Origin of the sequence: Methylobacterium gnaphalii, from assembly GCF_007992215.1 — a bacterium.
In the GTDB taxonomy this organism is placed as follows: domain Bacteria; phylum Pseudomonadota; class Alphaproteobacteria; order Rhizobiales; family Beijerinckiaceae; genus Methylobacterium; species Methylobacterium gnaphalii.
In genome coordinates this window covers 44399-67015 of record NZ_BJZV01000003.1, presented here as the reverse complement: position 1 = coordinate 67015, position 22617 = coordinate 44399, and the positions used below count along the sequence as shown (strand labels likewise).

Below are 22617 nucleotides of genomic sequence, written 5' to 3'. Positions count from 1 at the left end.
GCTGTCGGGTTCGCTGAATGTGAACGAAGCCGGGACAATCCGCCGACAGCCGTCTGTGCGAACCGTCCCATCGCCTTTGCTTTTGGCCGCGCCGCGGGAGATGACGGAGGCTTCACACCGCAACGGCGGAGCGGCACCCGAATGCGCGTCCTCGTCACCGGTTCTGCCGGTTTCATCGGCCACGCCCTGAGCCGCCGCCTGCTGAGCGAGGGCCACGCGGTCACCGGCTTCGACGGCTTTTCGGACTACTACGACGTCGGGCTGAAGCGCGCCCGCCACGCCGACCTCGCCGGCTTCCCGGCCTTCCAGGCAGTCGAGGCGCGGCTGGAGACGCCCGGCGCGCTGCTCGACACCGTGGCCCGCCACCGCCCCGAGATCGTGGTCCATCTCGCGGCCCAGGCCGGCGTCCGCTACAGCCTCGAGAACCCGGCCGCCTATGTCGAGGCGAACATCGTCGGCACCGCGAACCTGCTGGAGGCCTTGCGCGCGCATCCGGTGCGGCACCTGCTCCTGGCCTCGACGAGCTCCGCCTATGGCGGCGGCGCGACCTCGCCCTTCCGCGAGACCGACCGTTCGGTCACGCCGGTCTCGTTCTACGCCGCCACCAAGCTCGCCACCGAGGCGATGGCGCATTCCTACGCGCATCTCTTCGGGGTGCCGACGACGGCTTTGCGCTTCTTTACGGTCTACGGCCCCTGGGGCCGGCCCGACATGGCGCTGTTCCTGTTCACCCGGAAGATTCTCGTGGGCCAGCCGATCGAGGTGTTCTCCGGCGGCAGTGCCGAGCGCGACTTCACCTATATCGACGACCTCGTCGAAGGCCTGGTGCGCCTGATGGATCGGGTGCCGCCGAAGCCCGGAGAGGGCGGCCCGATCGGGGAGGCCGACACGCTGAGCCCGGTGGCGCCCTACCGCCTCGTGAATATCGGCGGCGGACGCCCGGTGCGGCTCGGCCGGATGATCGACGTTCTGGAAGAGGCCCTGGGCCGATCCGCCGAGCGCATTCCCCTCCCCCTGCCGCCGGGCGACGTCACCGCCACACGGGCGAGCACGGCGCTGCTGCAGGCGCTGATCGGCACCGTGCCCGAGACGCCGATCGAGACCGGAATCCCGGCCTTCGTGCGCTGGTATCGCGAGGTCTACCGGACGGATGTCCAGCCGGCGGGGTGAGCCTCGTGCTCCCGGCATTGACTCCGTCCCGGTGCCCGATACTGCCCTGACCATGGCTGGCCACGCCGCCCCACCCGGAATGGAGCTTTGCCGCCGATGACGCTGGCGTCGGCTCCCGCCGCGCGAACCAAGCTGACGGTCCCGGAACGCCTGCGCGCCCTGGTGCGCGCCAGCGAGGCGGGCCTCGTGGCGCTGGCGGCGATCATCGGATGCATCGGCGGGGCGGCCGTCGCGGCGATGAGCGCGACGACGCAGCTTCTGCGCGAGCTACTCTACCAGCTTCCGCATGGCAGCCGGCTCAGCGCCATGGCCGAGCTGCCGCCGGCAGCCGCCCTCGCCGGGCCGACCGTCGGCGGCCTCCTGCTGGGCCTGCTGACCTACATCGTGGCGCGGCGGCGCGGCGGCCAACCGCGGCGGCCGCTGGTCGACCCGATCGAGGCCAACGCCCTGCATGGCGGGCGGATGTCGCTGCGCGACTCGGTCTATGTCGCGGTTCAGAACGTCATCTCGAACGGATGCGGCGCCTCGGTCGGCCTGGAGGCCGGCTATACCCAGATTGCCGGCGGCCTCGCCTCGCGCACCGGGATCGCCTTCGGGCTGCGGCGCTCGGACCTGCGCACCCTCGTCGGCTGCGGCTCGGCCGCCGCCATCGCCGCCGCCTTCGGCTCGCCGCTGACCGGCGCCTTCTACGCCTACGAGCTGATCATCGGCACCTACACCATCGCCACGCTGGCGCCGGTAGTGGCCGCCGCCTTCTGCGGCAGCCTCGTCGCCCAGGCCCTCGTCCCGCAGGCCGCCTTCGTCGACGTGCGGGCGCTGGTCGGCGCGCTGCATCCGGGGGTCACCGCGGCGGACACCCTGCCCTGCCTCGGCCTCGGGCTGATCTGCGCCGGCCTCGGCATCACGATCATGCGTGGCGTCACGCTGGTCGAGCAGGGTTTCCGCTGGATCGCGCTTCCCACCGCCCTGCGGCCGGCGCTCGGCGGCCTCTGTACCGGCGCGCTCGCCCTGGCGACCACGCCACAGGTGCTCTCGGGCGGCCACGGCGCCCTGCACGTCCACCTGTCCGAGACGGCCGCGGCGTATGGAGCGGCCTCGCTCGCGGTTCTGTTCACGGCCAAGGCCGCGGCCTCGGCCATCTCGATCGGCTCGGGCTTCCGCGGCGGCCTGTTTTTCGCCTCGCTGTTCCTCGGCGCGCTCGCAGGGAAGATGTTCTACGTGCTCGCGCCCGGAATCGACGCTTTCGACATGACGGCGACCGCCTGCGCCATCGTCGGCATGGCGGCGCTCGCGGTCGCCATCGTCGGCGGCCCGCTCACCATGACCTTCCTGGCCCTGGAGATGACGGGCAGCTTCCCGCTCGCCGGCCTCGTCCTGGTGGCGGTGATCGCCTCCTCGCTCACCGTGCGGAAGGTCTTCGGCTACTCCTTCGCAACCTGGCGTTTCCACCTGCGCGGCGAGAGCATCCGCAGCGCCCACGATATCGGCTGGATCCGCAACCTCACCGTGGGTCGGCTCATGCGCAAGGAGGTGCAGACCGTCCCGCTCGACACGCCGCTCGAGGCCTTCCTGCGCGAGCATCCGCTCGGCTCGCCCTCCCGGGTTGTGATGACCGATGCCCGGGAGCGCTATGCCGGCATCATCCAGGTGCCGGAGGCCCATGCCCGCGCCCGCGAGGACAGCACCTGCCGGCTCGCCGAGCTCGTGCGCCACGTCGACGACGTGCTGCTCGCCGACATGAACGCCAAACAAGCCATGGCCACCTTCGACCGCGTCGAGAGCGAGGCGCTGGCAGTGGTCGACGGCACGGTGAGCCGGAAGGTCGTCGGCCTCCTCACCGAGAGCCATACGCTGCGGCGCTACGCCGAGGAGCTCGACCGGCAACGGCAGGCGGTTGTCGGCGAGACGTCTTGACCTCGACCCCTCGGCGGCGTCACTCCGCCCGCGGGGGACGCGACATCGGAGGACGACCATGGCCACGCCGGCACGCAGCTACCGCATCGCGTTGATCCCCGGAGACGGCATCGGCAACGAGGTGGTGCCCGAGGGCGTGCGCGTGCTGGAGGCGGTCGCCAAGCGTCACGGCTTCAGCCTGCAGCAGGATTGGTTCGATTTCGCCTCCTGCGACTACTACGAGAAGCACGGCCGCATGATGCCGGAGGACTGGAAGGCTCAGATCTCCGGCCACGACGCCATCTATTTCGGCGCCGTCGGCATGCCGGATCGGGTGCCCGACCACATCTCGCTGTGGGGCTCGCTGATCCAGTTCCGCCGTGAGTTCGATCAATACGCCAACCTGCGTCCCGTCCGCCTGATGCCGGGAGTCAAATGCCCGCTGGCCGACCGCAAGCCTGGCGACATCGACTTCTGGGTGGTCCGCGAGAACACCGAGGGCGAGTACTCGAATGCGGGCGGGCGCATGTTCGCCGGCACCGATCGCGAATTCGCCATGCAGGAAACCGTGATGACGCGCTACGGCGTCGACCGCATCCTGCGCTTCGCCTTCAATCTCGCGCAGTCACGCCCGAAGAAGCACCTGACCTCGGCCACCAAGTCGAACGGCATCTCGATCACGATGCCATACTGGGACGAGCGCGTGCACGCCGTCTCGCGTGACTTCTCCGATGTGCGCTGGGATCAATACCATATCGACATCCTGACCGCGCATTTCGTGCTGAATCCGGATCGTTTCGATGTCGTCGTGGCCTCGAACCTGTTCGGTGACATCCTCTCCGACCTCGGCCCCGCCTGCACCGGCACGATCGGCATCGCGCCTTCGGGCAACATCAATCCGGAGCGGCACCATCCTTCGGTCTTCGAGCCAGTCCACGGCTCTGCTCCGGACATTGCCGGCCAGGGCATCGCCAACCCGATCGGCCAGATATGGTCCGGCGCGATGATGCTCGAGCATCTCGGAGAAAAGGCGGCTGCGGCCGAGATCGTGACCGCGATCGAGCGCGTGCTCGCCGAGCGCACACTTCGCACGCGGGACCTCGGCGGCAATGCCGATACCGAGAGCTGCGGCGAGGCTGTGGTCCAGGCGCTGGGCTGACGGCCAGCCCGGGCGCTCCTCAGGCCCGGAGGCCGACGCGGCTCTGCTGGAACGGGACGAAACCCGGCAGTGCCTCGACCCGCTCCAGCCAGGCCAGGACGTTGGCGTAGCCGGACAGGTCGACATTCCCCTCCGGCGCGTTGGCGATGTAGCTGTAGAGTGCAGCATCAGCTGCCGTGGGACGCGGCAGCGCGATCCAGTCACGCCCCTCCAGCTCGGCATCGATCACCCTGAGGATCGCGTGCGCGCGGTCAATAGCCTCCTGCGGGTTGAACTTCGCATTGAACAGCGTGATCAGCCGAGCCATGCAGGGCCCGTTGAAGATCTGGCCGTTCGAGATCGAGAGCCAGCGCTGCACGGACGCTGCCCCGACGGGGTCGTCCGGCAGCCACTCCGTCTTCCCGAACTTCTTCGCGGCATAGACCATGATCGCGATCGAGTCTGGGACCACGACGTCGCCATCGACCAGCACCGGCACCTGTCCGAGCCGGTTGAGCTTCAGATAGCTCTCCGTCTTGTGCTCGCCCTGCGCCAGATTGAGCGTCACGAGTTCGTGCGGGATCTCGGCGAGCGACAGAAAGAGATGCGCCCGGTGCGCATGGCCCGAGAGTGGAGCGAAATAGAGCTTCAAGATGGCCTCCTGGGAGACGCGACGGTGCGGTGAAGGCCGTCAGAATGTCCGTTTCGGAGCGATGCGATAAGAGCGGCACTCGGCAATGAATTATTGCGCCAAGCGGAACAGCAGGACTGTCATCGCGGCTGGAACCACACCCGATCGATGTCGGAAGCTGTCTACGACTGGCTCTGCCTGCCGTTTCCAGGTTGCCTCCGAATTCTGAAATGACAGCTACGGGAGATGACTAATTTCGGGCGGTGATCCCCTTCCCCAGGACGAGTGGGCTTGGGTCAAGCCAACCATCGGCAGAGATGTGATCGGCGCTCCATTCGTGCGGCCCGCCAGCGACTGTTCGGCCGGCAGGCCCGACGTTAGATCGGGATCATAGGAGACCCGCCCATGAGACCCGTTGTCGTCGCCGTCGCCATCACAGGATCGGTGCCGCGCAAGAAGGACAATCCGACCCTTCCCGTGACGCCGGTCGAGCAGATCGAGTCGACACATGCCGCCTACGAAGCCGGCGCCTCGCTCGTCCATATTCACGTCCGCAACCCGGACGAGACGCCCTCGTCCGACCCTGACCTGTTCGCGCAGGTGCAGGAGGGCGTACGCAAGCATTGCCCGGACATGATCGTGCAGTTCTCAACGGGCGGGCGCGGGCGCGATCCAGCGGCGCGCGGCCTCTCGCTGAAGCATCGGCCGGACATGGCCTCACTCTCCACCGGTTCGGTGAATTTTCCGACGATCGTCTACGAGAACCCCGCCGCGCTCGTCACCGAGCTCGCGTCGGCCATGAAGCAATACAGCGTGCGACCGGAGATCGAGATCTTCGATCTCTCGCACCTCCACGGCGCGCGGCGCCTCCTCGACGAGGGCCTGATGGACGGCTCGCCGCACGTGCAGTTCGTCATGGGCGTGAAGAACGCGTTGCCGGCCGAAAAGCGGTTACTCGATATTCTGCTCGCCGAACTCAAGCGCATCCTGCCTATGGCGACATGGACCGCCGCCGGCATCGGCCGCCATCAGAGTGAGGTGATGGGTTGGGCACTGGAGCGCGGCGCCGACGGCGTGCGCACCGGGCTCGAGGACAACATCCGTCTCTCGAAGACTCAGCTTGCGAACGGCAATGCCGACCTCGTGCGGGTCGCCGTCGAGTTATGCGGCCAGTATGGCGCCCGGCCGGCAACACCGCGCGAGGCGCGAGGCCTGCTTGGACTGCACTGACGAAAAAAGGAGCGGCCGTTGACGGCCGCTCCCGGACTCTTTCAGGGCGCTGGAGGATTGCCCTCAGGCGACAGCGACCTTCGCAGGCTTATGGCCGAGCGCCTCCTCAACGGTGCCGTCACCGTCGAGATAGCCGTGCTTCTTCGGGTTCGGCATGATCATCGAGGCCACGAAACCGATGCCGAGCATGATGGTCACGTACCAGAAGAACGAACTCTCCATGCCCTGCTCCTTCAGGAAAAGCGCCACCGCCTCGGCCGTGCCGCCGAAAAGCGAGTTCGCCACCGCATAGGACAGGCCGACACCGAGCGCGCGGACGTGGGTCGGGAACAGCTCGGCTTTCACTATGCCGCTGATGCCCGTGTAGAAGCTGATCACCGCCATGCCGATCATGATCAGACCGAAGGACGCATAGGGGTCCGTCGTCGTGCCGATCGCGGTCATCAGCGGCACCACCATCAGGGTGCCGAGGCCGCTGTAGAGCAGCATGTTGGCCTTGCGCCCGATGATGTCGGAGAGCCACCCGAAGATCGGCTGAATCAGCATGTAGACGAGCAGACACGCCGTCATGATGCGCGAGGCGGTGACGGTCTCGATATGGGCCGAGTTCACGAGATACTTCTGCATGTACGTCGTGAAGGTGTAGAAGCTCAACGACCCGCCGGCAGTGTAGGCCACCACCACGGCAAAGGCCCGCCAGTGCTTGAACAGGGCGGAGAAGGTGCCGGATTCCTTCGATTCCAGATCCTTCTTCGTGGCCGTTTCGGTCAGCGAGGAGCGCAGGAACAGAGCGACCAGGGCCGCCAGGGCGCCGATCACGAACGGGATGCGCCAGCCGTAATCCATCAGCTCCTGCTTCGTCATGAAGGTCTGCAGGATGATGAGCACCAGCGACGCGAGCAGCTGGCCGCCGATCAGTGTGACGTACTGGAATGAGGCGTAGAAGCCGCGGCTGCCCTTTGTGGCAACCTCGCTCATGTAGGTCGCGCTGGTCCCGTACTCGCCGCCGACAGAGAGGCCCTGGATCATCCGAGCGATCAGTAGCAGCACGGGCGCCGCAGCGCCGACGGTGGCGTAGGTCGGCAGCACGGCGATGGCGAGCGAGCCGCCGCACATCATCAGCACCGAGATCATCATCGAGGTACGGCGCCCCAGCCGGTCGGCGAGGCGCCCGAACAGCCAGCCGCCGATCGGCCGCATGAAAAATCCCACCGCAAAGACCGCCGCGGATTTCAGGAGTTGGCTGGTGCCGTCGCTGGCCGGGAAAAAGACCGGCGCGAAGTAGAGGGCGAAGAAGGCGTAGCAGTAGAAATCGTACCACTCGACGAGATTGCCCGAGGACGACCCAACGATCGCCAGGATGCGGCGGCGGCGGTCCTCCGGATCGTCCGGCTGCGTCGGCGCGATCGAAATGGCGTCGGTCATGCTTCCTCCAAGCCGGCCTTCTCGCCGGTTGCTCTTTTGCCGAAACGGTTGCGCAATCCGGCACGCGGCACAAGCCCTTAGGCAAAGCCGTCCGCATCTTGAATGCAATCTCGGAGACGACCGACGGCAATGTGACCCGGTCGGATGCCGCCCTATTTCTCACCATCGGGGAATGGGCTCGCCCTATGGATGATCCGCCGTGACGAACGAACCTGCTCCGCCGCTTGGCGGCGTTCTCGAAACCGGGCTCTATGTCGACGACATGCTGCGCGCGCGGGACTTCTATGAGGGCGTGCTGGGTTTGCGGCCGATGGTCGAGGACGGCCGGCTCGTGGCCTACCCGGTCGGGCCGAGCAGCGTCCTGCTGCTGTTCCGTCGCGGCGGCACACTTCATCCGGTCACGCTGCCCGGAGGCGTGGTCCCGCCCCATGACGGGACCGGCCCGCTGCACATGGCCTTTGCCATTCCGACCGAGAGCCTCGAGGCCTGGGCAGCACGGCTCGACGCTTATGACATCGCCATCGAGAGCCGGGTCTCATGGCCAAAAGGGGGCATCAGCCTCTACTTCCGCGATCCCGACGGGCATGCCATCGAACTCGCCACGCCCGGTCTCTGGGCGAACTACTAGGCGCCTCGGCTTTCCCGGATTCAAGGCAACGCTTCGCACACGAGACGTCGTTTCGTGCGGCGAGCAAGGGGGCCCGGCGCGCGCTCGGCTCAGCTTCGAGGCGAGAGCGAGAGTTTTTCTGCTCGATCGACGGCGAAGCTTTCCGGACAAGCCAAGCTATTGATGAACCTGATCAAGATCGCCTGTCGCTCATCCATCATTTGAAATTTTGTACGGAACGGTTTTTTCGAGATCTCCGTTGCGAGCCACGACACGGCTGCGTGAAGGCGGCCGTCGACATCTTGGAATGGGATTAGCAGCGATGAACAAGCTCTTTAGGGGCACGATGACGGCTGCACTGATCGCAGTCGGAACGGCGACGGCCTTTGCACAGGGTGGAGGAGCCGGCGGAGCAGGTGGTGCCGGCGGCGGCGGTGGCGGCGCTGGGGTAGGCGCCGGCGGTGCTGGCGGCGGAGCGGGATCCGCCGGCGGCGCCGGAGTCGGCGGCGGTGGCGCCGGTGCGGCCGGTGCCCGCGGCGGCGCTGATGGCGGTGGTGCTCGCGGCGGAGCCGAGGGCGGCGCAGCTGGAGCGCGCGGCGGTGCCGAGACGGGCGGTGCCGAAGGCGGCGGACGGAGTGGCGCCGGAGCGCGCGGAGCCGGCGAGGAAGGCGGTGCCCGTGGCGGTGCTGGTGCCCGCGAGGATGGCAAGGCTGGCACGGCGGGCGAGCGTGGCGGCGCCGGCGAGAAGGGCGGACGCGATGCACAGGGCGAGCGCGGCGGCCGGGACGGAAAGGGTGAGGCCGGCCAGCGCGGCGGTGCAGGCGAACATGGTGGTCGCGCGGGTGGCGAGCGTGGCGGACGCTCGCAGGCGGCTGGCGCGTCCAAGAGCCTGAGCACGACCCAGCGTACCGAATTCCGCTCGACCATCACCAAATCAGGTGTCCGGCCGCTGACGAACGTCAACTTCAGCGTAAGGGTCGGCACCGCCGTTCCGCGCTCGGTCCACCTCAACCCATTGCCGGCTTCCATCATCTCCTTGGTGCCGGCCTATCGGGGCTATGAGTACGTCTTGGTTGGCGACGATATCGTCATCATCGATCCGGACACCTTTGAGATCGTCGACGTCATCCCGGGCTGATCCGGGGGCATGACAGGCGGGAGAGGCGGGTTTCGGCCCTGCCCCCCGCCATTCCACCTCTTGGCCGTCACTCCGGCTCTATGCGCTATCGACCGACAGCGGCAGAAAGCTTGTCGGCAACTTGTTTGAATGGCGGCGTTGGACGGTGTCCCAACTTCGGCGGACGCGCTCAGAGGCGATTCTATCTCGAGGGCGAGGTTGCTGCCTACAGCCCCGTATTTTGAATGCAAAACCCGATGCCACCGCTGTAATTCAAAAAAACTTTTGTAGCTTATCAAAATTTGCTTGGTATGCCTTGCGGCCGAGATATTCGACCAGACAAGTGCTGCGAGCTAAACCATGGATCGTCCGGACGTTGGCGGCTTCCGCGTCGCGCAGGTGCTTCACGACTTCGTCGTCAACGAGGCCCTACCGGGCACAGGCATCTCCCGGAGGTCTTCTGGGGCGGCCTCGGCGCGATCGTGCGCGATCTGACGCCGAAGAATCGCGCGCTTCTCGCCAAGCGCGCCGCGTTGCAGGAGCAGATCGACGCTTGGCACCGGGAGCACGCCGGCAGACCGCTCGATCCGGCTGCCTACGAGGCCTTTCTGCGGCAGATCGGCTACCTGCTGCCTGATCCGGGTCCGGTGCAGGTTCGCACTGAGAATGTCGACGACGAGATCGCCCGCATGCCTGGCCCGCAGCTCGTGGTGCCGGTCTCCAACGCCCGCTACGCGTTGAATGCCGCGAACGCGCGTTGGGGCTCGCTCTACGACGCCCTCTACGGCACAGACGCTGTTTCGGAGGAAGGAGGCGCCGTACGCAGCGGCGGCTCCAACCGCACTCGCGGCGCCCGCGTCGTGACCCGCGCCCGGGCCTATCTCGACCGCTTCGTGCCCTTGGCGGGCGGCCGCCATGCTGACGTCGTCACCTATGCCGTGGAGGACGGCGCGCTGGTCGGCAACATGAATTCCGGCGAGACAGTGCCCTTGGCACGGCCAGAGACATTTGCCGGCTATCGCGGCAGGGCGAGCATGCCCTCGGCCCTGCTGCTGCGTCACAACAACCTGCATCTCGAGGTCGTCATCGACCGCACCCATCGGATTGGACGGTTCGATGCTTCAGGCGTCGCCGATATCCTGGTTGAGTCCGCGATCTCGACGATCATGGACCTTGAGGACTCGGTCGCGACGGTGGATGCGGATGACAAGGTCGTCGTCTATCGCAACTGGCTCGGCTTAATGAGGGGCACGCTCACGGCTTCCTTCGTCAAGGACGGCCGCACGCAGGAGCGTCGCCTCAATCCTGATCGGCATTACATCGCTCCCCATGGCGGTGAAGTGATCGTGCCCGGCCGCTCCCTCATGCTGGTGCGCAACGTCGGCCACCACATGGATACGGACGCGGTGCTCGACGCTGGTGGCAATGAAATCCCCGAAGGCATGCTCGACGCCGCGGTGACGGCGCTCATCGCACTCCACGACCTCAAGGGCGATTCCGGCCTGCGCAACAGCCGCAAGGGGTCGGTCTACATCGTCAAGCCGAAGATGCATGGGCCGGAAGAGGTCGCCTTCACGGTCGAGCTATTCGGCCGGGTCGAGGCCATGCTCGGCCTCGATGCGAATACCCTCAAGGTGGGCATCATGGACGAGGAGCGCCGCACGACGGTGAATCTCGCGGCCTGCATCAAGGCGGCGGCCGAGCGCGTGGTATTCATCAATACCGGCTTCCTCGACCGCACAGGTGACGAGATCCACACCGCGATGGAGGCAGGTCCAGTCATTCGCAAGAACGACATGAAGGCGACAGCCTGGATCAAGGGTTACGAGGAAAACAACGTCGATGTCGGCCTCGCCTGCGGCCTGCTCGACAAGGCGCAGATTGGCAAGGGCATGTGGGCCGCTCCCGATGCCATGGCCGACATGCTGATGCAGAAGGGCGCGCATCCGAAGGCTGGCGCCAGCACCGCCTGGGTGCCCTCGCCCACCGCCGCAACGCTTCACGCGCTGCATTATCACGAGATCGACGTGCTGGCGCGCCAAGCCGAACTCGCACGCAGGCCCCGGTCGGCGCTGACCGAGATCCTGCAGATCCCGCTCGCCCATTCGAATTTTCCGCCCGACGACGTCCAGCAGGAGATCGATAACAACGCCCAGAGCATCCTCGGCTACGTCGTGCGATGGATCGACCAGGGGGTCGGCTGCTCGAAGGTGCCGGATATCCACGATGTCGGGCTGATGGAGGATCGGGCTACCCTGCGCATCTCCTCTCAGCACATCGCGAACTGGATGCACCATGGCGTGGTGAGCGAGGAGCAGGTGATGGAGACGTTGAAGCGGATGGCGAAGATCGTCGACCGCCAGAACGCCTCCGATCCTCTGTATCGACCGATGGCGCCAGACTTCGATGGACCGGCCTTCAAGGCGGCCTGCGACCTGGTCTTCAAGGGTCGCGAACAGCCCAACGGCTACACAGAGTGGATTCTTACCGCGCGCCGTCGTGAAGCGAAGGCGCAGGCACAGTTGGCCTGACCGAGCGCGGCGCTCGCGGCCAAGCCGCGAACGCCCTCTTCATGTTGATCGCTTAGTGGGGCGGCTCGCTACGCCTCACCACAGATTGGCGATGACGTCCGGGACTGGCCCGCTGCCATCTGAGCGTCGCCCGCCGACGACCTCCTCCGCGACGGCGTGGTAGCGCGCTCCCACCTCCCCGCCCTCGAGGGAAATGCGCCGGTGGCACCCGCTCGTTGGCCCGATCGGGCTGAAGCTCTCATCCTTCGCCGTCGAAGGCCGGCCGGACCGCAGGATGACCGTCCACAACCCGCTCGCCGACGAAATCCGCAACAGGTCGTAGGAGCATCTTAGCGCCCGCGTTCGAGCAGACCCGAGACCACGCGGGCGGTGTAATCGACCATCGGTACGACGCGCGAGTAGTTCAGGCGGGTTGGCCCGATCACGCCGACGACACCGACGATCTTCTGCTCTCCATCGCGGAACGGCGCCGCGATGAGCGAAGAGCCAGAGAGCGAAAAAAGCTTGTTCTCCGAGCCGATGAAGATCCGCACCCCATCGCCGCCCTCGGCGCGGGACAGAAGCTCAATCACGTCCTTCTGCGTCTCCAGGTCGTTGAAAAGCAGGCGGATGCGCTCAAGATCCTCCGCCGCACGCAGGTCGTCGAGGAGGTTGGCTTGGCCTCGCACGATGAGCTGGCGCGCCTCCGAGGAGCCGACCGTCGTGGCGAGCCCGGCATCGACAAGACGCTCGGTGAGCGCGTCGATCTCGCGCTTCATCGCTTGCCGTCCGGCTTCAATCTCGCTGCGCAGCATATCGAGGGTGCGGCCATGCAGACGGGCATTGAGGTAGTTCGAGGCCTCCTGCAGGGCACCGGCAGGGAGGCCTGGCGGCAGGTCGACGAGGCGGTTCTCGACATTGCCATCGGTCGAGACCAGCACCACCAGAGCACGGGCGGGGTCGAGACGCACAAACTCGATATGCTTGAGCTGCGCGTTGGCCTTGGTGGTCAACACGACGCCGGCACCCCGCGACATGCCCGAGAGCAGGCTCGAAGCCTCGGCCAACGCGCTGTCGAAGGTATGGCCCGACGCGGCGGCGCGCATCTGCGCCTCGATCCGCATCTTCTCCTCCTGACCGACATCGCCGAGCTCCATCATCGCGTCGACGAAGAAGCGCAGGCCTTGCTCGGTGGGCAGCCGCCCGGCCGAGGTATGCGGTGCGAAAATCAACCCTGAATGCTCCAGATCCGACATGACGTTGCGGATCGAGGCGGGCGAAAGCGTCATCGGCAGGGTGCGCGCGAGATTGCGCGAGCCGAGCGGCTCCCCCGTGATGAGGTAGCTCTCGACGATCTGACGAAAAATCTCGCGTGAGCGCTCGTTGAGCGACGCGAGAGCGAGGGCCTGCTGCTGGGGTGAGAAGAAGGGGCTACTGTCGGTCACAAGCGCGATCCTGATGGCCGATTGTGTCTGCCTGCGGCCCGTGGATCAATCTATGCCTTATGCGCGACGCCGGCCGCTTCTTGAAGCGGCCGGCATCTGGCTAGGCCTGCTCGCTCGGTCAGGCCGCGAGCTGGCGCGGCTCGTGCCGGCCCTCCTTCACCTCCTCGACGATCTTGGCGCAGAAGGCGTCGAGGTCGCCGGGATTGCGGCTGGTGATGATGCCGCCATCGGTGACGACCTGCTCGTCGACCCAATCGCCGCCGGCATTCTTCACGTCGGTTTTGATGGAGCCGAACGAGGTCAGCTTGCGGCCCTTCACGGCACCTGTCTCGATCAGCAGCCAGGGCGCGTGGCAGATCGCGGCGACGACCTTGCCGGAGGTCAGGAAGCTCTTGATGACCTCCAGTGCCTTGGGTTCGAGCCTCAGCTTGTCGGGGTTGATCTGGCCGCCCGGCAGGACGAGGGCATCGTAATCGGCAGGGTTTACGCTCTCCAGGTCGGTATCGACCTTTACGCTCTTGCCCCAGTCGGTCTTATCCCAACCCTTGATCGTATCCTTGGACTGCCGCGATTGCGGCGAGGCAACATGCACGGTGGCCCCAGCCTGCGAAAGCTTGGCTTGCGGCACCGTTAGCTCGCTCTCCTCGAAGCCGTCGGTGGCGACGATGAGGATCTTGGCCTGGGTGATGTCAGGCATGGGCAACTCCTGGGAAATCGGATGAATTTCCAGCCCAACTAAGTCGGGATACCGATGTTCCCGCGTCATTTCGGAGCCGCTGCGTTTCGGAACCGGACCACGGACGCGGGATTGGTCCAGCATACCCACCATCGATCGAGGAGACGGACCATGGCCAATCCCGGCATGCCGACCCCCGAACCGAATCCCGGCGGCAAGATCCCCAGCGACCTACCACCCCCGACCGAACCCGACGATCTGCCTGATATCGGCCCGACCGGACCACGCACGCCCTACCCGGTCGATGATCCGGACATCGACGAGCCGAAAGGTCCGGGCTCCGAGCCGGACTACCTTCCTGGTGGCCCGACCGACCCGGGTATCAGGCTCTGAGACGTCGCCGTTTCGCTGTTTGATGAAAGCCCTCGTGCCGACACCCGGCGCGGGGGCTTTTCCGTAATTCTAGTGGCCGCCGTGGGACGTGCGGACGTCACGGGGAGCAGCCAGGATCTCGGCGAGGCTGGTGGCCACGTGGCGGGCCTCTTCGTCGGTGAGGCGGAGCTGAAACGGCGGCAAGGCTCCCGCCTGCAGTGCAACGACGGGCTGGCCCTGCTCGTCGGTACCCACCTCGATGGCCGAGGAGGTGACGTCGAGCATTGCGACCTCTTCCCCATCGAGATCCTCGGGCAGCGTTGGCTCGTCGCCGTCGTCGATCGCGGTCAGAAGCTGGCCCACGGCGCGCACGAGAGCACGTGCGGCCCGGGCGTCCATCACCACGGCGGTCGACTGATCGTCCTTCTGAAACGACAACTGGATGTTCGCGCCTTCGAGCGAAACCGAGATACCCGCCATGGAATGCCTAACTGCCTGAGCCAAAGTGTATATGGATCGCCAGCGCTCAAAACGACAGGGCTGGAAAGGCCGCTGGTCTCTTGCCGGCAGACTCCGCGGCCCGGAAAGCGAGTCTGCCGCCTTGTTGTCGCCGCTCTGATCGCCTACATCATCTTCAGCGGGCATTAATCGCTCCGAGTGCGCATCCCATTTAGTCGCCTCGGCACCCGCTCATCCGACATACCAGCGGACTTGAACCACAATGCTCGCGCCGAGCAGGCGCGTGCCCGTGGCTCATCGATATGACGACGAGGATTCTACGTGGATACCGGTACTGTTAAGTGGTTCAACGAGACCAAGGGCTATGGCTTCATCCAGCCCGATGACGGCGGCAAGGACGTTTTCGTGCACATCTCGGCCGTAGAGCGGGCGGGCTTCCGTACCCTCGTTGAAGGCCAGAAGATCTCCTACGAGGTGCTTCAGGATAAGCGTAGCGGCAAGGATTCCGCCGGGAACCTCCAGGCGATCTGACGACTGCCCGCCGGTGCCGGCCAATCAGGCCGGCATCGGATCGACGATCCTCACGGTGCTCGACCATTGCTACCGAGCATTCCGACCGTGCGGCGTCCAATGTTCATCGCAACGTCATTGCAATCAACCAGAAACGAGGTCGATCTCGACACAGTCGAGAAACACGACCCCAGAATGAAAAGCAAAAAATACAGATGCAGTTCGAGTACACCCCCCGTAACAGCGGACGTTCGGCCGTGACCGATGCGGCGACCTTCCGAGTGGAGCGGCTACGCCAAGGCGCCTTCGACGACGCCCCGCAATCCGACATCACCCACCTGATCGACCGCTCCTATCGCTACCATTCCAGCCAGGAGCTGCGTTGGCATATCGCCGAGCGCCTAGGCACGAGCCCTGCCGCCATCCATCTCACCGCAACCGGCAGGCGCGACCCGCGCTTCAGCCGGCAGCCCTGAGGGCTGCGAGAGCCGGCTCGCACAGGGATAGGGGGGCCGAAATCAGCTCTCCATGTCGCGGCTCCGGCCTGTTGTAGCGGGCCGGCTCGCCGTTCAGGTCACAGACCATGCCGCCGGCCTCACGCAGGATCAAATCTGCGCCGGCGAGATCCCAATCCCGCGAATCCGCCGAGATCAGCCCGAGGTCGATCACCCCTTCTGCGATGCGCGCTACGCGCAGAGCCAGGGACGGGATGCGCTCGATCCGGGTCAGCTCCGGACGGTTTCCGAGTCTCATGGCACCGCGCACCAGCCGATCCTGTAGAGGCTTCGGACCGGTGATGCGGATGCCGTTCAGCTCTGTCGCATCCGAGGCGCGGATCGGCGAGCCGTTCAGGCTCGCCCCGCCGCCGGCCGTCGCCTCGTAGAACGCGCCGAGAGCCGGCCCGTAGACGATGCCGATCACCGGCTCGCCCTTTGCCAACAGCGCCACCGCAATCGACCAATCGCGATGTCCCGACAGAAAGGCGCGCGTGCCGTCGATCGGATCGACGATCCAGACCCACTCGCTGTCGATCCGAACGGGATCGTCGGTGGTTTCCTCCGAGAGCCAAGCCGCCCGCGGTTCGATCTCGCTGAGACGGACCTTGAGAAAGGTGTCCACGGCAACATCGGCCTCGGTGACCGGCGAGCCGCCCGCCTTCGACCAGACGCTCGCGCGCGTCTGTGCGCCTTCGCGGAAGAACGGCTTGGCCAGCGCCGCCGCCTCCCGGACGGTCTCGCGCACGCGTGGCAGAAGGGACGCGGCAAGCGCGCGCGTCTCGGCAGGGAGAACGGTGTCGGCCATGCGATCCGGATGCTGTCGCTGCGGGAGGACGAAGCGAGAGTCCGTTGTAGGCGGCATCCACCTGCCGTCACAAGGACGGTGGCGCATTCCCCATGGCGGCCGCACGCAGAACCCGGTTCGATCGAGTTGCGCCAATCGTCGCAAGGATCCGTTGAGCATTCCCGGAGCAAGAGCGATGTCTACGATCGCTTAACGCTCGCTCTTAAGCCACTTTGAGGGGGTCAGACGTGATTGTGCTTGTCATGACGGACGGTCCGACAGAGACCACCAGCTGATACAGGGCGTCGACAGGATGAAGACTTTCTCTCACTCCGATCAGAACTGCCCCAACACGGTGCAGGTCGACCTGATCCAGGACGGCGTCGACGCGGTCGCCCTCGCCGCGAACGGAGCTTTCTCGGCGAGCCCCCTCATGATGATCCTGCCCGGCGAGGCTGCGGGCATCGTTCTCGGCTTCGCCGATCACGGGTCGGACAAAGGTGGCGAGGATAGCTTCAGCCTGCTCGTCGTCGATGCCGAGGGTGAGGTGCTCAGCCGTCTCGGCCCGTTCGGTGAGGACGACGTCGTCGCCCTGTGGCGTGATTTCGCGGCCAAGTCCGGCCTGCCGCGCATGATCATCCGCGAAGGTGGCGGCCTCAGCACGGTCTCGCGCCAGCTCGGCCGGGTCGCTTTGGGCACAACCCGCCAGCGGCGCCGCCACGGCCTGCTCAACGGCCGCCGCCCGCGCTTTCTCGTGCGTCGCAAGTCCGCCCGTCTGCCGGCCCGCCCGCAAATCTACCGCAACGAGAACGAGATCATCGCCCGTTCCTGAGCCGGCTCAGACCCCAGCGAGACCCTGCCAGAGGCAATCCGCTGCAAGACCCGCGAAGAGGATCAGGCCGGCGTCGCGGTTCGAGCGGAACAGGGTCAAGGCGCCAAGGCCATCGCACGGAGCCAGGCGCAGGACCTGCCGGGCGAGATGGCCCGCAAACAAGGCGAGACCGAGCCAGCCGAGCAGGCCTGCTCCCGCGAGCCATAGCGCCGGTACCATGAATAGCACGGCGGCGGCGTAGCAGACGCCCACGGCGGGGATGAGCCGGCTTCCAAACAGCCGCGCCGAGGAGCTGATCCCGGCGATCTCGTCATCCTCGATGTCCTGGACCGCGTAGATCGTGTCGTAGCCAATCACCCAGGCGATGGTCCCGGCATAGAGCCAGAGCGCCGGCGGATCGAGCCGGCCGAACAGCGCGACCCAACCCATCAGCGCACCCCAAGAGAAGGCGAGGCCGAGTACCGCCTGCGGCATCGGCATCACGCGCTTCATGAAGGGGTAGATCGCCACCGGCACGAGAGAGGCGAGCCCCACAAGCTTCGCGACGTTGTTGAACTGCAGCAGCACGCAGAGGCCGACCAAGGCCTGCGCCACCAGGAAGGCGGCAGCAGCCCGCGTGCCGACCTGCCCGGAGGGCAGCGGGCGGGAGCGGGTGCGCTCGACGCGCGCGTCGAGGTCGCGGTCGGCGATGTCGTTATAGGTCGAGCCGGCCCCGCGCATGGCGATGGCACCGATCAGGAACAGCAGAAGGTGAGCGAGATCGGGGAAGAGGCGGTCATCGGCCGTCGCGGCGAGCGCAGCGGACCACCAGCACGGCAGCAGCAGCAGCCACCAGCCGATCGGCCGCTCGATCCGCGCCAGCCGCAGGTATGGGCGCCAGCCGCGCGGCGCCCAGCGGTCAGCCCAATGGCCAGCGACCGCGTCGGCGACCTGACCTGAGGGTGGCAGATCGCCGGAGGGCACGAACGTGATACTCTAACTTACGTCGAAGGAGCGCTCAGAGAGCGCCTTGAGGCATCTTGAAGTTGCCGGACAGGCCGGGACCACCGAGCAGACCGCCGCCGCCCCCGCCCTCGCGGGCCTGGGCTTCCATCTTCGTGACCTGCGCGGCCATTCCGCAGACTTTGGTTTTGATGCCGCCGACCTTGTCATTGTCGGTCTTGAAGCCCGTCGAGAAGGAATCGGGGATCGAGCACCATTCCTTGTTGGCGGTAATCCACTTTATGCCGCTGACGCCGTTGGCGTAGAGTTTGCCGAACAGAGAGCAGGCCTGGGCGGGGGTCATCTTCTGCTTCGACTGCGAGGCGGCATTCGCCTTGGCGACAAGGGCTTTGCGCTCATTCAGGGTGTGCTGGATCGCGCTGCAATCGACGTTGCCCTGTCCGCCAACCGATCGCGCCGCGGGCGTGCCCATCGGCGACGGGGCCGGGACACCCATTCCCATGGACATGGCAGGGGCTGCCGTCGCGGGCGCCGGAGTGGCTGCAGCCGCGGGAGTCTCGGGAGCGCTCTCCGGCATCTGCTGGAACATGCTCTGCTGCGCGAGAGCCGGACCTGCCGCGAGCAGAAGGCCCAGCGCCCCGAGCACGGCCGGAGCGGTCTTCGACGACATGAGCCCGTGCGACATCCTCTTCGACATGACCCTCGTATCCCTCTCCCCCGCCGCTTCCGTGGGTCTTGTCCCTTCGGCAGGCGGCTCTGGCTGTTCCATCGGACCGGCGCTCCTAGCGCCCGATCCTGCTGAACGGCTCTTTCGACCGTGATGACGGCCGATTCCGCACAGGATTGTGGCGGCAATCGCGTCACGGGCATCGGAACGGGGATGATGCGTCCGACTTCAGCGAAAGCCTGTGCCCGTGATCTTTTCGCATCACCGTCGACCGCGTTGACTTGCATCGAACCCCACGCGAGGGAGGCGAATGGCCGCCTACGACTTCACCGCGCCCCGGCTCTACGTCGAGGCGGATCTCCGAGAGGGCCTCGTGCTGCCCCTCGAACGGGCTCAGGCCGGCTATCTTCTCACCGTCCTGCGTAAGGGCGAGGGCGACGGCGTCCATCTCTTCAACGGCCGCGACGGCGAGTGGCGCGCTGAGATCAAGCCCAATGGCCGTAAGAGCGCCGATCTCGCACTCGTGGCTCAGACCCGGCCGCAGCCGGCACCTGCCGACCTGCACTATCTCTTCGCGCCACTGAAGACCGGCCGGCTCGACTACATGGCCCAGAAGGCCGTGGAGATGGGCTCAGGCGTGATCCGACCAGTTTTCACACGTTATACGCAGGGCGAACGGCTCAAGCTCGATCGTCTGCGGGCGAACGCGATCGAGGCGGCCGAGCAATGTGGCATCCTTGCGATTCCCGACATCGCCGAGCCAACACGCCTGCCAGAAGCCCTCGACACGCTGGAGCCTAGCCGCCTCCTGGTCTTCTGTGACGAGGACGCTCCGGTCGCTGACCCGGTGGCGGCGTTGCGCGCCGTGGCCGATCCGGCCGCGCCGCCTCCGCTCGCCGTGCTGGTCGGCCCCGAGGGCGGCTTCAGCCCGGACGAGCGCGAGCGGATCGCAGGCCGCCCCAACACCGTTGCGCTCTCGCTGGGTCCGCGCATCCTGCGCGCGGATACTGCGGCCGTCGCCGTTCTGGCTCTGGTCCAAGCCGTGCTCGGTGACGCGCGTTGACGCTCACGTCTCCTGCGCTCCTGCGGCCACGAAGCCTGAGTTCCGTACGGCGCCTGCGCTTCCGCGGGCTGCGATGACTGCGAACAGCCCCTCGATTCGCCGCTCTTCCTCGTCGCTGCGCGGAATCAACAACGCGCAACCCACATAGACCGCGAGATTGACGACGAGGCCGAAGCAACCGGAGGTCAGGCCATAACCGAAGGGCAGCAGGCCCGAATAAGCGAGCTCCAGGCCGACCGCCGTCACGAAGCCCGCAACCATGCCACCCACTGCGCCCTGCCAGTTGCCGCGCTTCCAGAAGATGCCGAGGAACTGCGGCACACTGAGCTGGATGATGCCCTGATAGGCCAGCACCGCGAGCGAGAAGAGCGCCGGCAGTGTTAGCGTCGCGATCCAGGATGCCAGCAGCGTCAGGCCCAGCATCCCGACCTTGGCGACGATAATCATTCGGCGTTCGTTGAGGTCGACGTAGTTACCAACGAGATCGTTGGCGAGTTGCGCGCCATAGGCCTGGATGTTGCCGTCCGTGTGCCCCATCGAGGCGGCCAGCAGCACGACACCGGCAAGCCCCAACAGGACGAGACCGCCGGCCTGCTCCGAGACGATGAACCAGACATCGTCGGGCTTCGCCGCCGCTTCCGGGACCTTGGAGGCGAGCATGCCGAAGATCAGCAGGGCCACGCCGAACAGAAAGGTCAGCGGAACGGCGAGCGCTGCGGAGGATTTCAGGCTGCGGACCCCGTCCGCTGTAAACAGGCGCACGAAGATATAGGGCCAACACCAGCCGCCCAGCGCGCCGGTGAACATCAGTGCGAACAGGTACAGCGGCCCCTCTTTCGACCCGAACGAGGGGATCGCGAACATCTTGGGATCGAGCGAGGCGAGTGTGCTGCCCTTGGCAACGACGAGCCACACGATGAGTCCGACGAGCATCAGGCCGCCGCCGACATAGGCAACAAGGCCCTGGAGATAGTCGGAGATGACGACACCGCGCATGCCCATGCGCACCGTCCAGATCTGGCGGAATGCGATCACCAATACGCCGACCACCACCGCCGCCGGAAACGTCAGAGATCCCAGCGACACCGCCTGGAAGAGGTTGCCCAGAGCCTGCATGCCGAGGACCAGCCAGGGAAGCCCGGACACGATGCCGATTGCGGCGGCAATGCTGCGGATGTGCTTGGTTCCGTAGCGCAGGGCGAAGAGGTCGCCTTGCGTGCGCAGATCGTACGCCTTGCCCCACAACCAGACCGGCCGGGCCAACACAAACAGCAGGACCACCGTCAGTAGCGAGTAGGACAGTACGTAGAACGACATCACGCCCGCCGTCACCGACAGTGCGCCGAAGGCCGTGAACATTGAGCCGGGGTACCAGGTGTTGAGAAACGACATGGCTTGGTAGCGCGCACCAAACGAGCGGCCGCCAACGGCGTAGTCGGTGAAGTCGCGGTCGCTGACGCGGCTCCTTTGTAGGACGGCGACGACGGCCACGAAAAACAGCGCCAGGAGCCCGAAAGTGACGATCACGCCGCGGCCTCCTCATCTGACGGCTCGACGAGCCAGGCCACGATCAAGCTCGCGGTGATGCAAAGACCGACGGCGAGGAAGTAGAAGAGGGCCGCCGGGATGCCGAGCACCGGCGTCGTCTTCCCGTCCATCGTCCAGTAGAGCGGCGGCGCGAGCGCCAAGACAGCGTCGAGGGCGAACCAGGCTATGACGAGCCGCCGCAGCGACGGCGCGGTGGCGATATGCCCCGACATGGCGTCTCCCTTGTCCTGTTCAGTGATCGAGAATGGTCTTGAGCTTGTCGAAGCAGCTCGGCCAGTCGCCCCGGTAGGCGTCGCGCACGTCCGACCGGGTGATCCGGCGATGCGTCAGGCGCAGCTCGGTAACCGCCTCGCCAAGGTCTGCGAGGTCGACGGATAGCAGCGTCTCTTCGCCGGCCGACAGATCCAGAGGACCGTCGTAGATCCAGGTTTGCGTGAGATGCCGGTCGGGTTCGATCGATAGGTAGGTGCCGGAGATAGCGTGGCGCAGGCCATCCGGGCCGCGCGTGCGCAGCAGGAAACGTCCACCGACCCGCAGATCCGTCTCGGCCGATTCAACGACGTTGGCTCCGGGGGCGAGCCAGCGCTGAAGCAGCGACGGATCCGTCCAGGCACGAAACACCTCGGCGCGCGGCGCCTTGATGGTTCGGGTCAGGACGACGGCGGGCTCGCGCTCGGTCATCCGTCGGTCCGCTTTGGCGACGAGGTCAACAGGCCTTCGAGGGCGTCGAGACGCTGGTTCCAGAAGCCCTCATATGAGCGCAGCCAATCATGCGCCTCGGCCAGCGGACCAGTCTCCAGCGAACACCGATGAACGCGCCCATCGACCGCGCGCCGCACGAGCCCGGCTCTTTCGAGAACCTTCACATGCTTTGACGCGGCCGCTAGCGACATGTCGAAGGGCCGCGACAACTCGGTCACGGTGCGCTGGCCACCTGCGAGTTGCCGGATCATCGACCGGCGGGTCGAATCTGCGAGCGCGTGAAACACGCCGTCGAGGCTGGATCGATGATACTCAACCATATGGTTGATCATTGCACCGATCCAGCGCACCGGCAAGACACTGTATCGTTCTGGGTCTCCGGAAGGCCGTCGAGCACGG

The 22617-nt window shown here is 66.2% G+C and carries 24 protein-coding genes and 1 pseudogene; 12 read left to right on the top strand and 13 right to left on the bottom strand.

Annotated features, from left to right (window positions below; translation table 11 throughout):
- The first annotated feature begins 141 nt into the window (after nt 1-141).
- From MGN01_RS04265 to MGN01_RS04255, 3 genes are all read left to right on the top strand, one after another.
- On the top strand, nt 142-1170 hold the full coding sequence (locus tag MGN01_RS04265) for an NAD-dependent epimerase/dehydratase family protein (protein ID WP_147045351.1): 1029 nt from the start codon (nt 142-144) through the stop codon (nt 1168-1170).
- A gap of 96 nt (nt 1171-1266) precedes the next feature.
- Nucleotides 1267-3084 carry a chloride channel protein gene (locus tag MGN01_RS04260; RefSeq protein WP_147045350.1) on the top strand — a complete coding sequence of 606 codons (1818 nt, stop codon included), beginning with the start codon at nt 1267-1269 and terminating at the stop codon, nt 3082-3084.
- A gap of 58 nt (nt 3085-3142) precedes the next feature.
- The gene (locus tag MGN01_RS04255) at nt 3143-4222 is read left to right on the top strand and encodes a tartrate dehydrogenase (protein WP_147045349.1); all 1080 of its coding nucleotides are present in this window, start codon (nt 3143-3145) and stop codon (nt 4220-4222) included.
- A gap of 19 nt (nt 4223-4241) precedes the next feature.
- Here MGN01_RS04255 and MGN01_RS04250 read toward each other — a convergent pair whose 3' ends face one another.
- Entirely contained in the window at nt 4242-4853 is a 612-nt protein-coding gene (locus MGN01_RS04250; RefSeq protein ID WP_147045348.1) for a glutathione S-transferase family protein, read from the bottom strand.
- Nucleotides 4854-5237: 384 nt separating this feature from the next.
- Here MGN01_RS04250 and MGN01_RS04245 point away from each other — a divergent pair, with 384 nt between their 5' ends.
- Nucleotides 5238-6062: a 3-oxoadipate:acetyl-CoA acetyltransferase gene (locus MGN01_RS04245; protein ID WP_147045347.1), complete on the top strand. Its 825-nt coding sequence runs from the start codon at nt 5238-5240 to the stop codon at nt 6060-6062.
- Nucleotides 6063-6125: 63 nt separating this feature from the next.
- On the opposite strand, the gene MGN01_RS04240 is transcribed toward MGN01_RS04245, so the two are convergent.
- On the bottom strand, nt 6126-7487 hold the full coding sequence (locus MGN01_RS04240; RefSeq protein ID WP_147045346.1) for an MFS family transporter: 1362 nt from the start codon (nt 7485-7487) through the stop codon (nt 6126-6128).
- A 199-nt stretch (nt 7488-7686) separates the two neighbouring features.
- On the opposite strand from MGN01_RS04240, the gene MGN01_RS04235 reads away from it, so the two are divergent.
- Both MGN01_RS04235 and MGN01_RS04230 read left to right on the top strand, forming a co-directional pair.
- Nucleotides 7687-8115: a VOC family protein gene (locus MGN01_RS04235; RefSeq protein WP_147045345.1), complete on the top strand. Its 429-nt coding sequence runs from the start codon at nt 7687-7689 to the stop codon at nt 8113-8115.
- A gap of 301 nt (nt 8116-8416) precedes the next feature.
- Entirely contained in the window at nt 8417-9232 is an 816-nt protein-coding gene (locus MGN01_RS04230) for a DUF1236 domain-containing protein (RefSeq protein ID WP_147045344.1), read from the top strand.
- Nucleotides 9233-9484: 252 nt separating this feature from the next.
- On the opposite strand, the gene MGN01_RS24375 is transcribed toward MGN01_RS04230, so the two are convergent.
- Nucleotides 9485-9619 (bottom strand): hypothetical protein, encoded by a 135-nt coding sequence (locus MGN01_RS24375; protein WP_280178533.1) that lies wholly within the window; start codon nt 9617-9619, stop codon nt 9485-9487.
- Between MGN01_RS24375 and MGN01_RS04225 the strand changes: the two are divergent.
- Nucleotides 9572-11742, top strand: a pseudogene (locus MGN01_RS04225) (malate synthase G). The gene MGN01_RS24375 and the pseudogene MGN01_RS04225 overlap by 48 nt on opposite strands.
- 329 nt (nt 11743-12071) lie before the next feature.
- Here MGN01_RS04225 and hrcA read toward each other — a convergent pair.
- Nucleotides 12072-13166 carry a heat-inducible transcriptional repressor HrcA gene (hrcA, locus tag MGN01_RS04220; protein WP_147045343.1) on the bottom strand — a complete coding sequence of 365 codons (1095 nt, stop codon included), beginning with the start codon at nt 13164-13166 and terminating at the stop codon, nt 12072-12074.
- A gap of 118 nt (nt 13167-13284) precedes the next feature.
- A complete protein-coding gene (locus MGN01_RS04215) occupies nt 13285-13863 on the bottom strand; it encodes a DJ-1/PfpI/YhbO family deglycase/protease (RefSeq protein WP_147045342.1) in 579 nt (192 codons plus the stop codon).
- A gap of 150 nt (nt 13864-14013) precedes the next feature.
- On the opposite strand from MGN01_RS04215, the gene MGN01_RS04210 reads away from it, so the two are divergent.
- Entirely contained in the window at nt 14014-14235 is a 222-nt protein-coding gene (locus MGN01_RS04210; protein WP_147045341.1) for a hypothetical protein, read from the top strand.
- 69 nt (nt 14236-14304) lie between these two features.
- On the opposite strand, the gene MGN01_RS04205 is transcribed toward MGN01_RS04210, so the two are convergent.
- Nucleotides 14305-14694, bottom strand: a complete 390-nt coding sequence (locus MGN01_RS04205) for a hypothetical protein (protein ID WP_147045374.1) — start codon at nt 14692-14694, stop codon at nt 14305-14307.
- A 300-nt stretch (nt 14695-14994) separates the two neighbouring features.
- Between MGN01_RS04205 and MGN01_RS04200 the strand changes: the two genes are divergently transcribed.
- Together MGN01_RS04200 and MGN01_RS04195 are read left to right on the top strand one after the other, a co-directional pair.
- The gene (locus tag MGN01_RS04200; RefSeq protein ID WP_147045340.1) at nt 14995-15204 is read left to right on the top strand and encodes a cold-shock protein; all 210 of its coding nucleotides are present in this window, start codon (nt 14995-14997) and stop codon (nt 15202-15204) included.
- A 194-nt stretch (nt 15205-15398) separates the two neighbouring features.
- Nucleotides 15399-15659: an AsnC family transcriptional regulator gene (locus MGN01_RS04195; RefSeq protein WP_147045339.1), complete on the top strand. Its 261-nt coding sequence runs from the start codon at nt 15399-15401 to the stop codon at nt 15657-15659.
- On the opposite strand, the gene MGN01_RS04190 is transcribed toward MGN01_RS04195, so the two are convergent.
- Nucleotides 15643-16485: an inositol monophosphatase family protein gene (locus MGN01_RS04190; protein ID WP_147045338.1), complete on the bottom strand. Its 843-nt coding sequence runs from the start codon at nt 16483-16485 to the stop codon at nt 15643-15645. The genes MGN01_RS04195 and MGN01_RS04190 overlap by 17 nt on opposite strands.
- Nucleotides 16486-16777: 292 nt before the next feature.
- Here MGN01_RS04190 and MGN01_RS04185 point away from each other — a divergent pair, with 292 nt between their 5' ends.
- Nucleotides 16778-17296, top strand: a complete 519-nt coding sequence (locus tag MGN01_RS04185; RefSeq protein WP_373319141.1) for a DUF6101 family protein — start codon at nt 16778-16780, stop codon at nt 17294-17296.
- Between the two features lie 6 nt (nt 17297-17302).
- Here MGN01_RS04185 and ubiA read toward each other — a convergent pair whose 3' ends face one another.
- Together ubiA and MGN01_RS04175 are read right to left on the bottom strand one after the other, a co-directional pair.
- Nucleotides 17303-18259 carry a 4-hydroxybenzoate octaprenyltransferase gene (ubiA, locus tag MGN01_RS04180; RefSeq protein ID WP_147045337.1) on the bottom strand — a complete coding sequence of 319 codons (957 nt, stop codon included), beginning with the start codon at nt 18257-18259 and terminating at the stop codon, nt 17303-17305.
- A gap of 34 nt (nt 18260-18293) precedes the next feature.
- Nucleotides 18294-18935, bottom strand: coding sequence for a hypothetical protein (locus MGN01_RS04175; RefSeq protein WP_147045336.1), 642 nt, complete (start codon nt 18933-18935; stop codon nt 18294-18296).
- Between the two features lie 280 nt (nt 18936-19215).
- Here MGN01_RS04175 and MGN01_RS04170 point away from each other — a divergent pair, with 280 nt between their 5' ends.
- Complete coding sequence (locus MGN01_RS04170; protein WP_147045335.1) at nt 19216-19968, top strand: 16S rRNA (uracil(1498)-N(3))-methyltransferase; 753 nt, start codon at nt 19216-19218, stop codon at nt 19966-19968.
- 3 nt (nt 19969-19971) lie between these two features.
- Here MGN01_RS04170 and MGN01_RS04165 read toward each other — a convergent pair whose 3' ends face one another.
- The 4 genes from MGN01_RS04165 to MGN01_RS04150 are packed head-to-tail and all read right to left on the bottom strand — an operon-like array spanning nt 19972 to nt 22550.
- A complete protein-coding gene (locus MGN01_RS04165; protein WP_210246063.1) occupies nt 19972-21459 on the bottom strand; it encodes a sodium:solute symporter family protein in 1488 nt (495 codons plus the stop codon).
- A 32-nt stretch (nt 21460-21491) separates the two neighbouring features.
- A complete protein-coding gene (locus tag MGN01_RS04160; protein ID WP_147045333.1) occupies nt 21492-21728 on the bottom strand; it encodes a hypothetical protein in 237 nt (78 codons plus the stop codon).
- A 19-nt stretch (nt 21729-21747) separates the two neighbouring features.
- Nucleotides 21748-22197: an SRPBCC family protein gene (locus tag MGN01_RS04155; protein WP_147045332.1), complete on the bottom strand. Its 450-nt coding sequence runs from the start codon at nt 22195-22197 to the stop codon at nt 21748-21750.
- Nucleotides 22194-22550 carry an ArsR/SmtB family transcription factor gene (locus MGN01_RS04150; protein WP_147045331.1) on the bottom strand — a complete coding sequence of 119 codons (357 nt, stop codon included), beginning with the start codon at nt 22548-22550 and terminating at the stop codon, nt 22194-22196. The genes MGN01_RS04155 and MGN01_RS04150 overlap by 4 nt, the downstream gene beginning before the upstream one ends.
- Nucleotides 22551-22617: the final 67 nt, after the last annotated feature.

Excerpts from the sequence above, each read along its gene's own strand:
- MGN01_RS04185 (WP_373319141.1), top strand. The coding sequence starts at position 16,778 with ATGAAGACTTTCTCTCACTCCGATCAGAACTGCCCCAACACGGTGCAG.
- MGN01_RS04160 (WP_147045333.1), bottom strand. The coding sequence starts at position 21,728 with ATGTCGGGGCATATCGCCACCGCGCCGTCGCTGCGGCGGCTCGTCATA.
- MGN01_RS04255 (WP_147045349.1), top strand. The coding sequence starts at position 3,143 with ATGGCCACGCCGGCACGCAGCTACCGCATCGCGTTGATCCCCGGAGAC.
- MGN01_RS04265 (WP_147045351.1), top strand. The coding sequence starts at position 142 with ATGCGCGTCCTCGTCACCGGTTCTGCCGGTTTCATCGGCCACGCCCTG.
- MGN01_RS04190 (WP_147045338.1), bottom strand. The coding sequence starts at position 16,485 with ATGGCCGACACCGTTCTCCCTGCCGAGACGCGCGCGCTTGCCGCGTCC.
- MGN01_RS04210 (WP_147045341.1), top strand. The coding sequence starts at position 14,014 with ATGGCCAATCCCGGCATGCCGACCCCCGAACCGAATCCCGGCGGCAAG.
- MGN01_RS04215 (WP_147045342.1), bottom strand. The coding sequence starts at position 13,863 with ATGCCTGACATCACCCAGGCCAAGATCCTCATCGTCGCCACCGACGGC.
- MGN01_RS04260 (WP_147045350.1), top strand. The coding sequence starts at position 1,267 with ATGACGCTGGCGTCGGCTCCCGCCGCGCGAACCAAGCTGACGGTCCCG.
- MGN01_RS04205 (WP_147045374.1), bottom strand. The coding sequence starts at position 14,694 with ATGGCGGGTATCTCGGTTTCGCTCGAAGGCGCGAACATCCAGTTGTCG.
- MGN01_RS04240 (WP_147045346.1), bottom strand. The coding sequence starts at position 7,487 with ATGACCGACGCCATTTCGATCGCGCCGACGCAGCCGGACGATCCGGAG.
- MGN01_RS04245 (WP_147045347.1), top strand. The coding sequence starts at position 5,238 with ATGAGACCCGTTGTCGTCGCCGTCGCCATCACAGGATCGGTGCCGCGC.
- MGN01_RS04195 (WP_147045339.1), top strand. The coding sequence starts at position 15,399 with ATGCAGTTCGAGTACACCCCCCGTAACAGCGGACGTTCGGCCGTGACC.
- MGN01_RS04170 (WP_147045335.1), top strand. The coding sequence starts at position 19,216 with ATGGCCGCCTACGACTTCACCGCGCCCCGGCTCTACGTCGAGGCGGAT.
- MGN01_RS04155 (WP_147045332.1), bottom strand. The coding sequence starts at position 22,197 with ATGACCGAGCGCGAGCCCGCCGTCGTCCTGACCCGAACCATCAAGGCG.
- MGN01_RS04150 (WP_147045331.1), bottom strand. The coding sequence starts at position 22,550 with ATGATCAACCATATGGTTGAGTATCATCGATCCAGCCTCGACGGCGTG.
- MGN01_RS04175 (WP_147045336.1), bottom strand. The coding sequence starts at position 18,935 with ATGTCGAAGAGGATGTCGCACGGGCTCATGTCGTCGAAGACCGCTCCG.
- MGN01_RS04230 (WP_147045344.1), top strand. The coding sequence starts at position 8,417 with ATGAACAAGCTCTTTAGGGGCACGATGACGGCTGCACTGATCGCAGTC.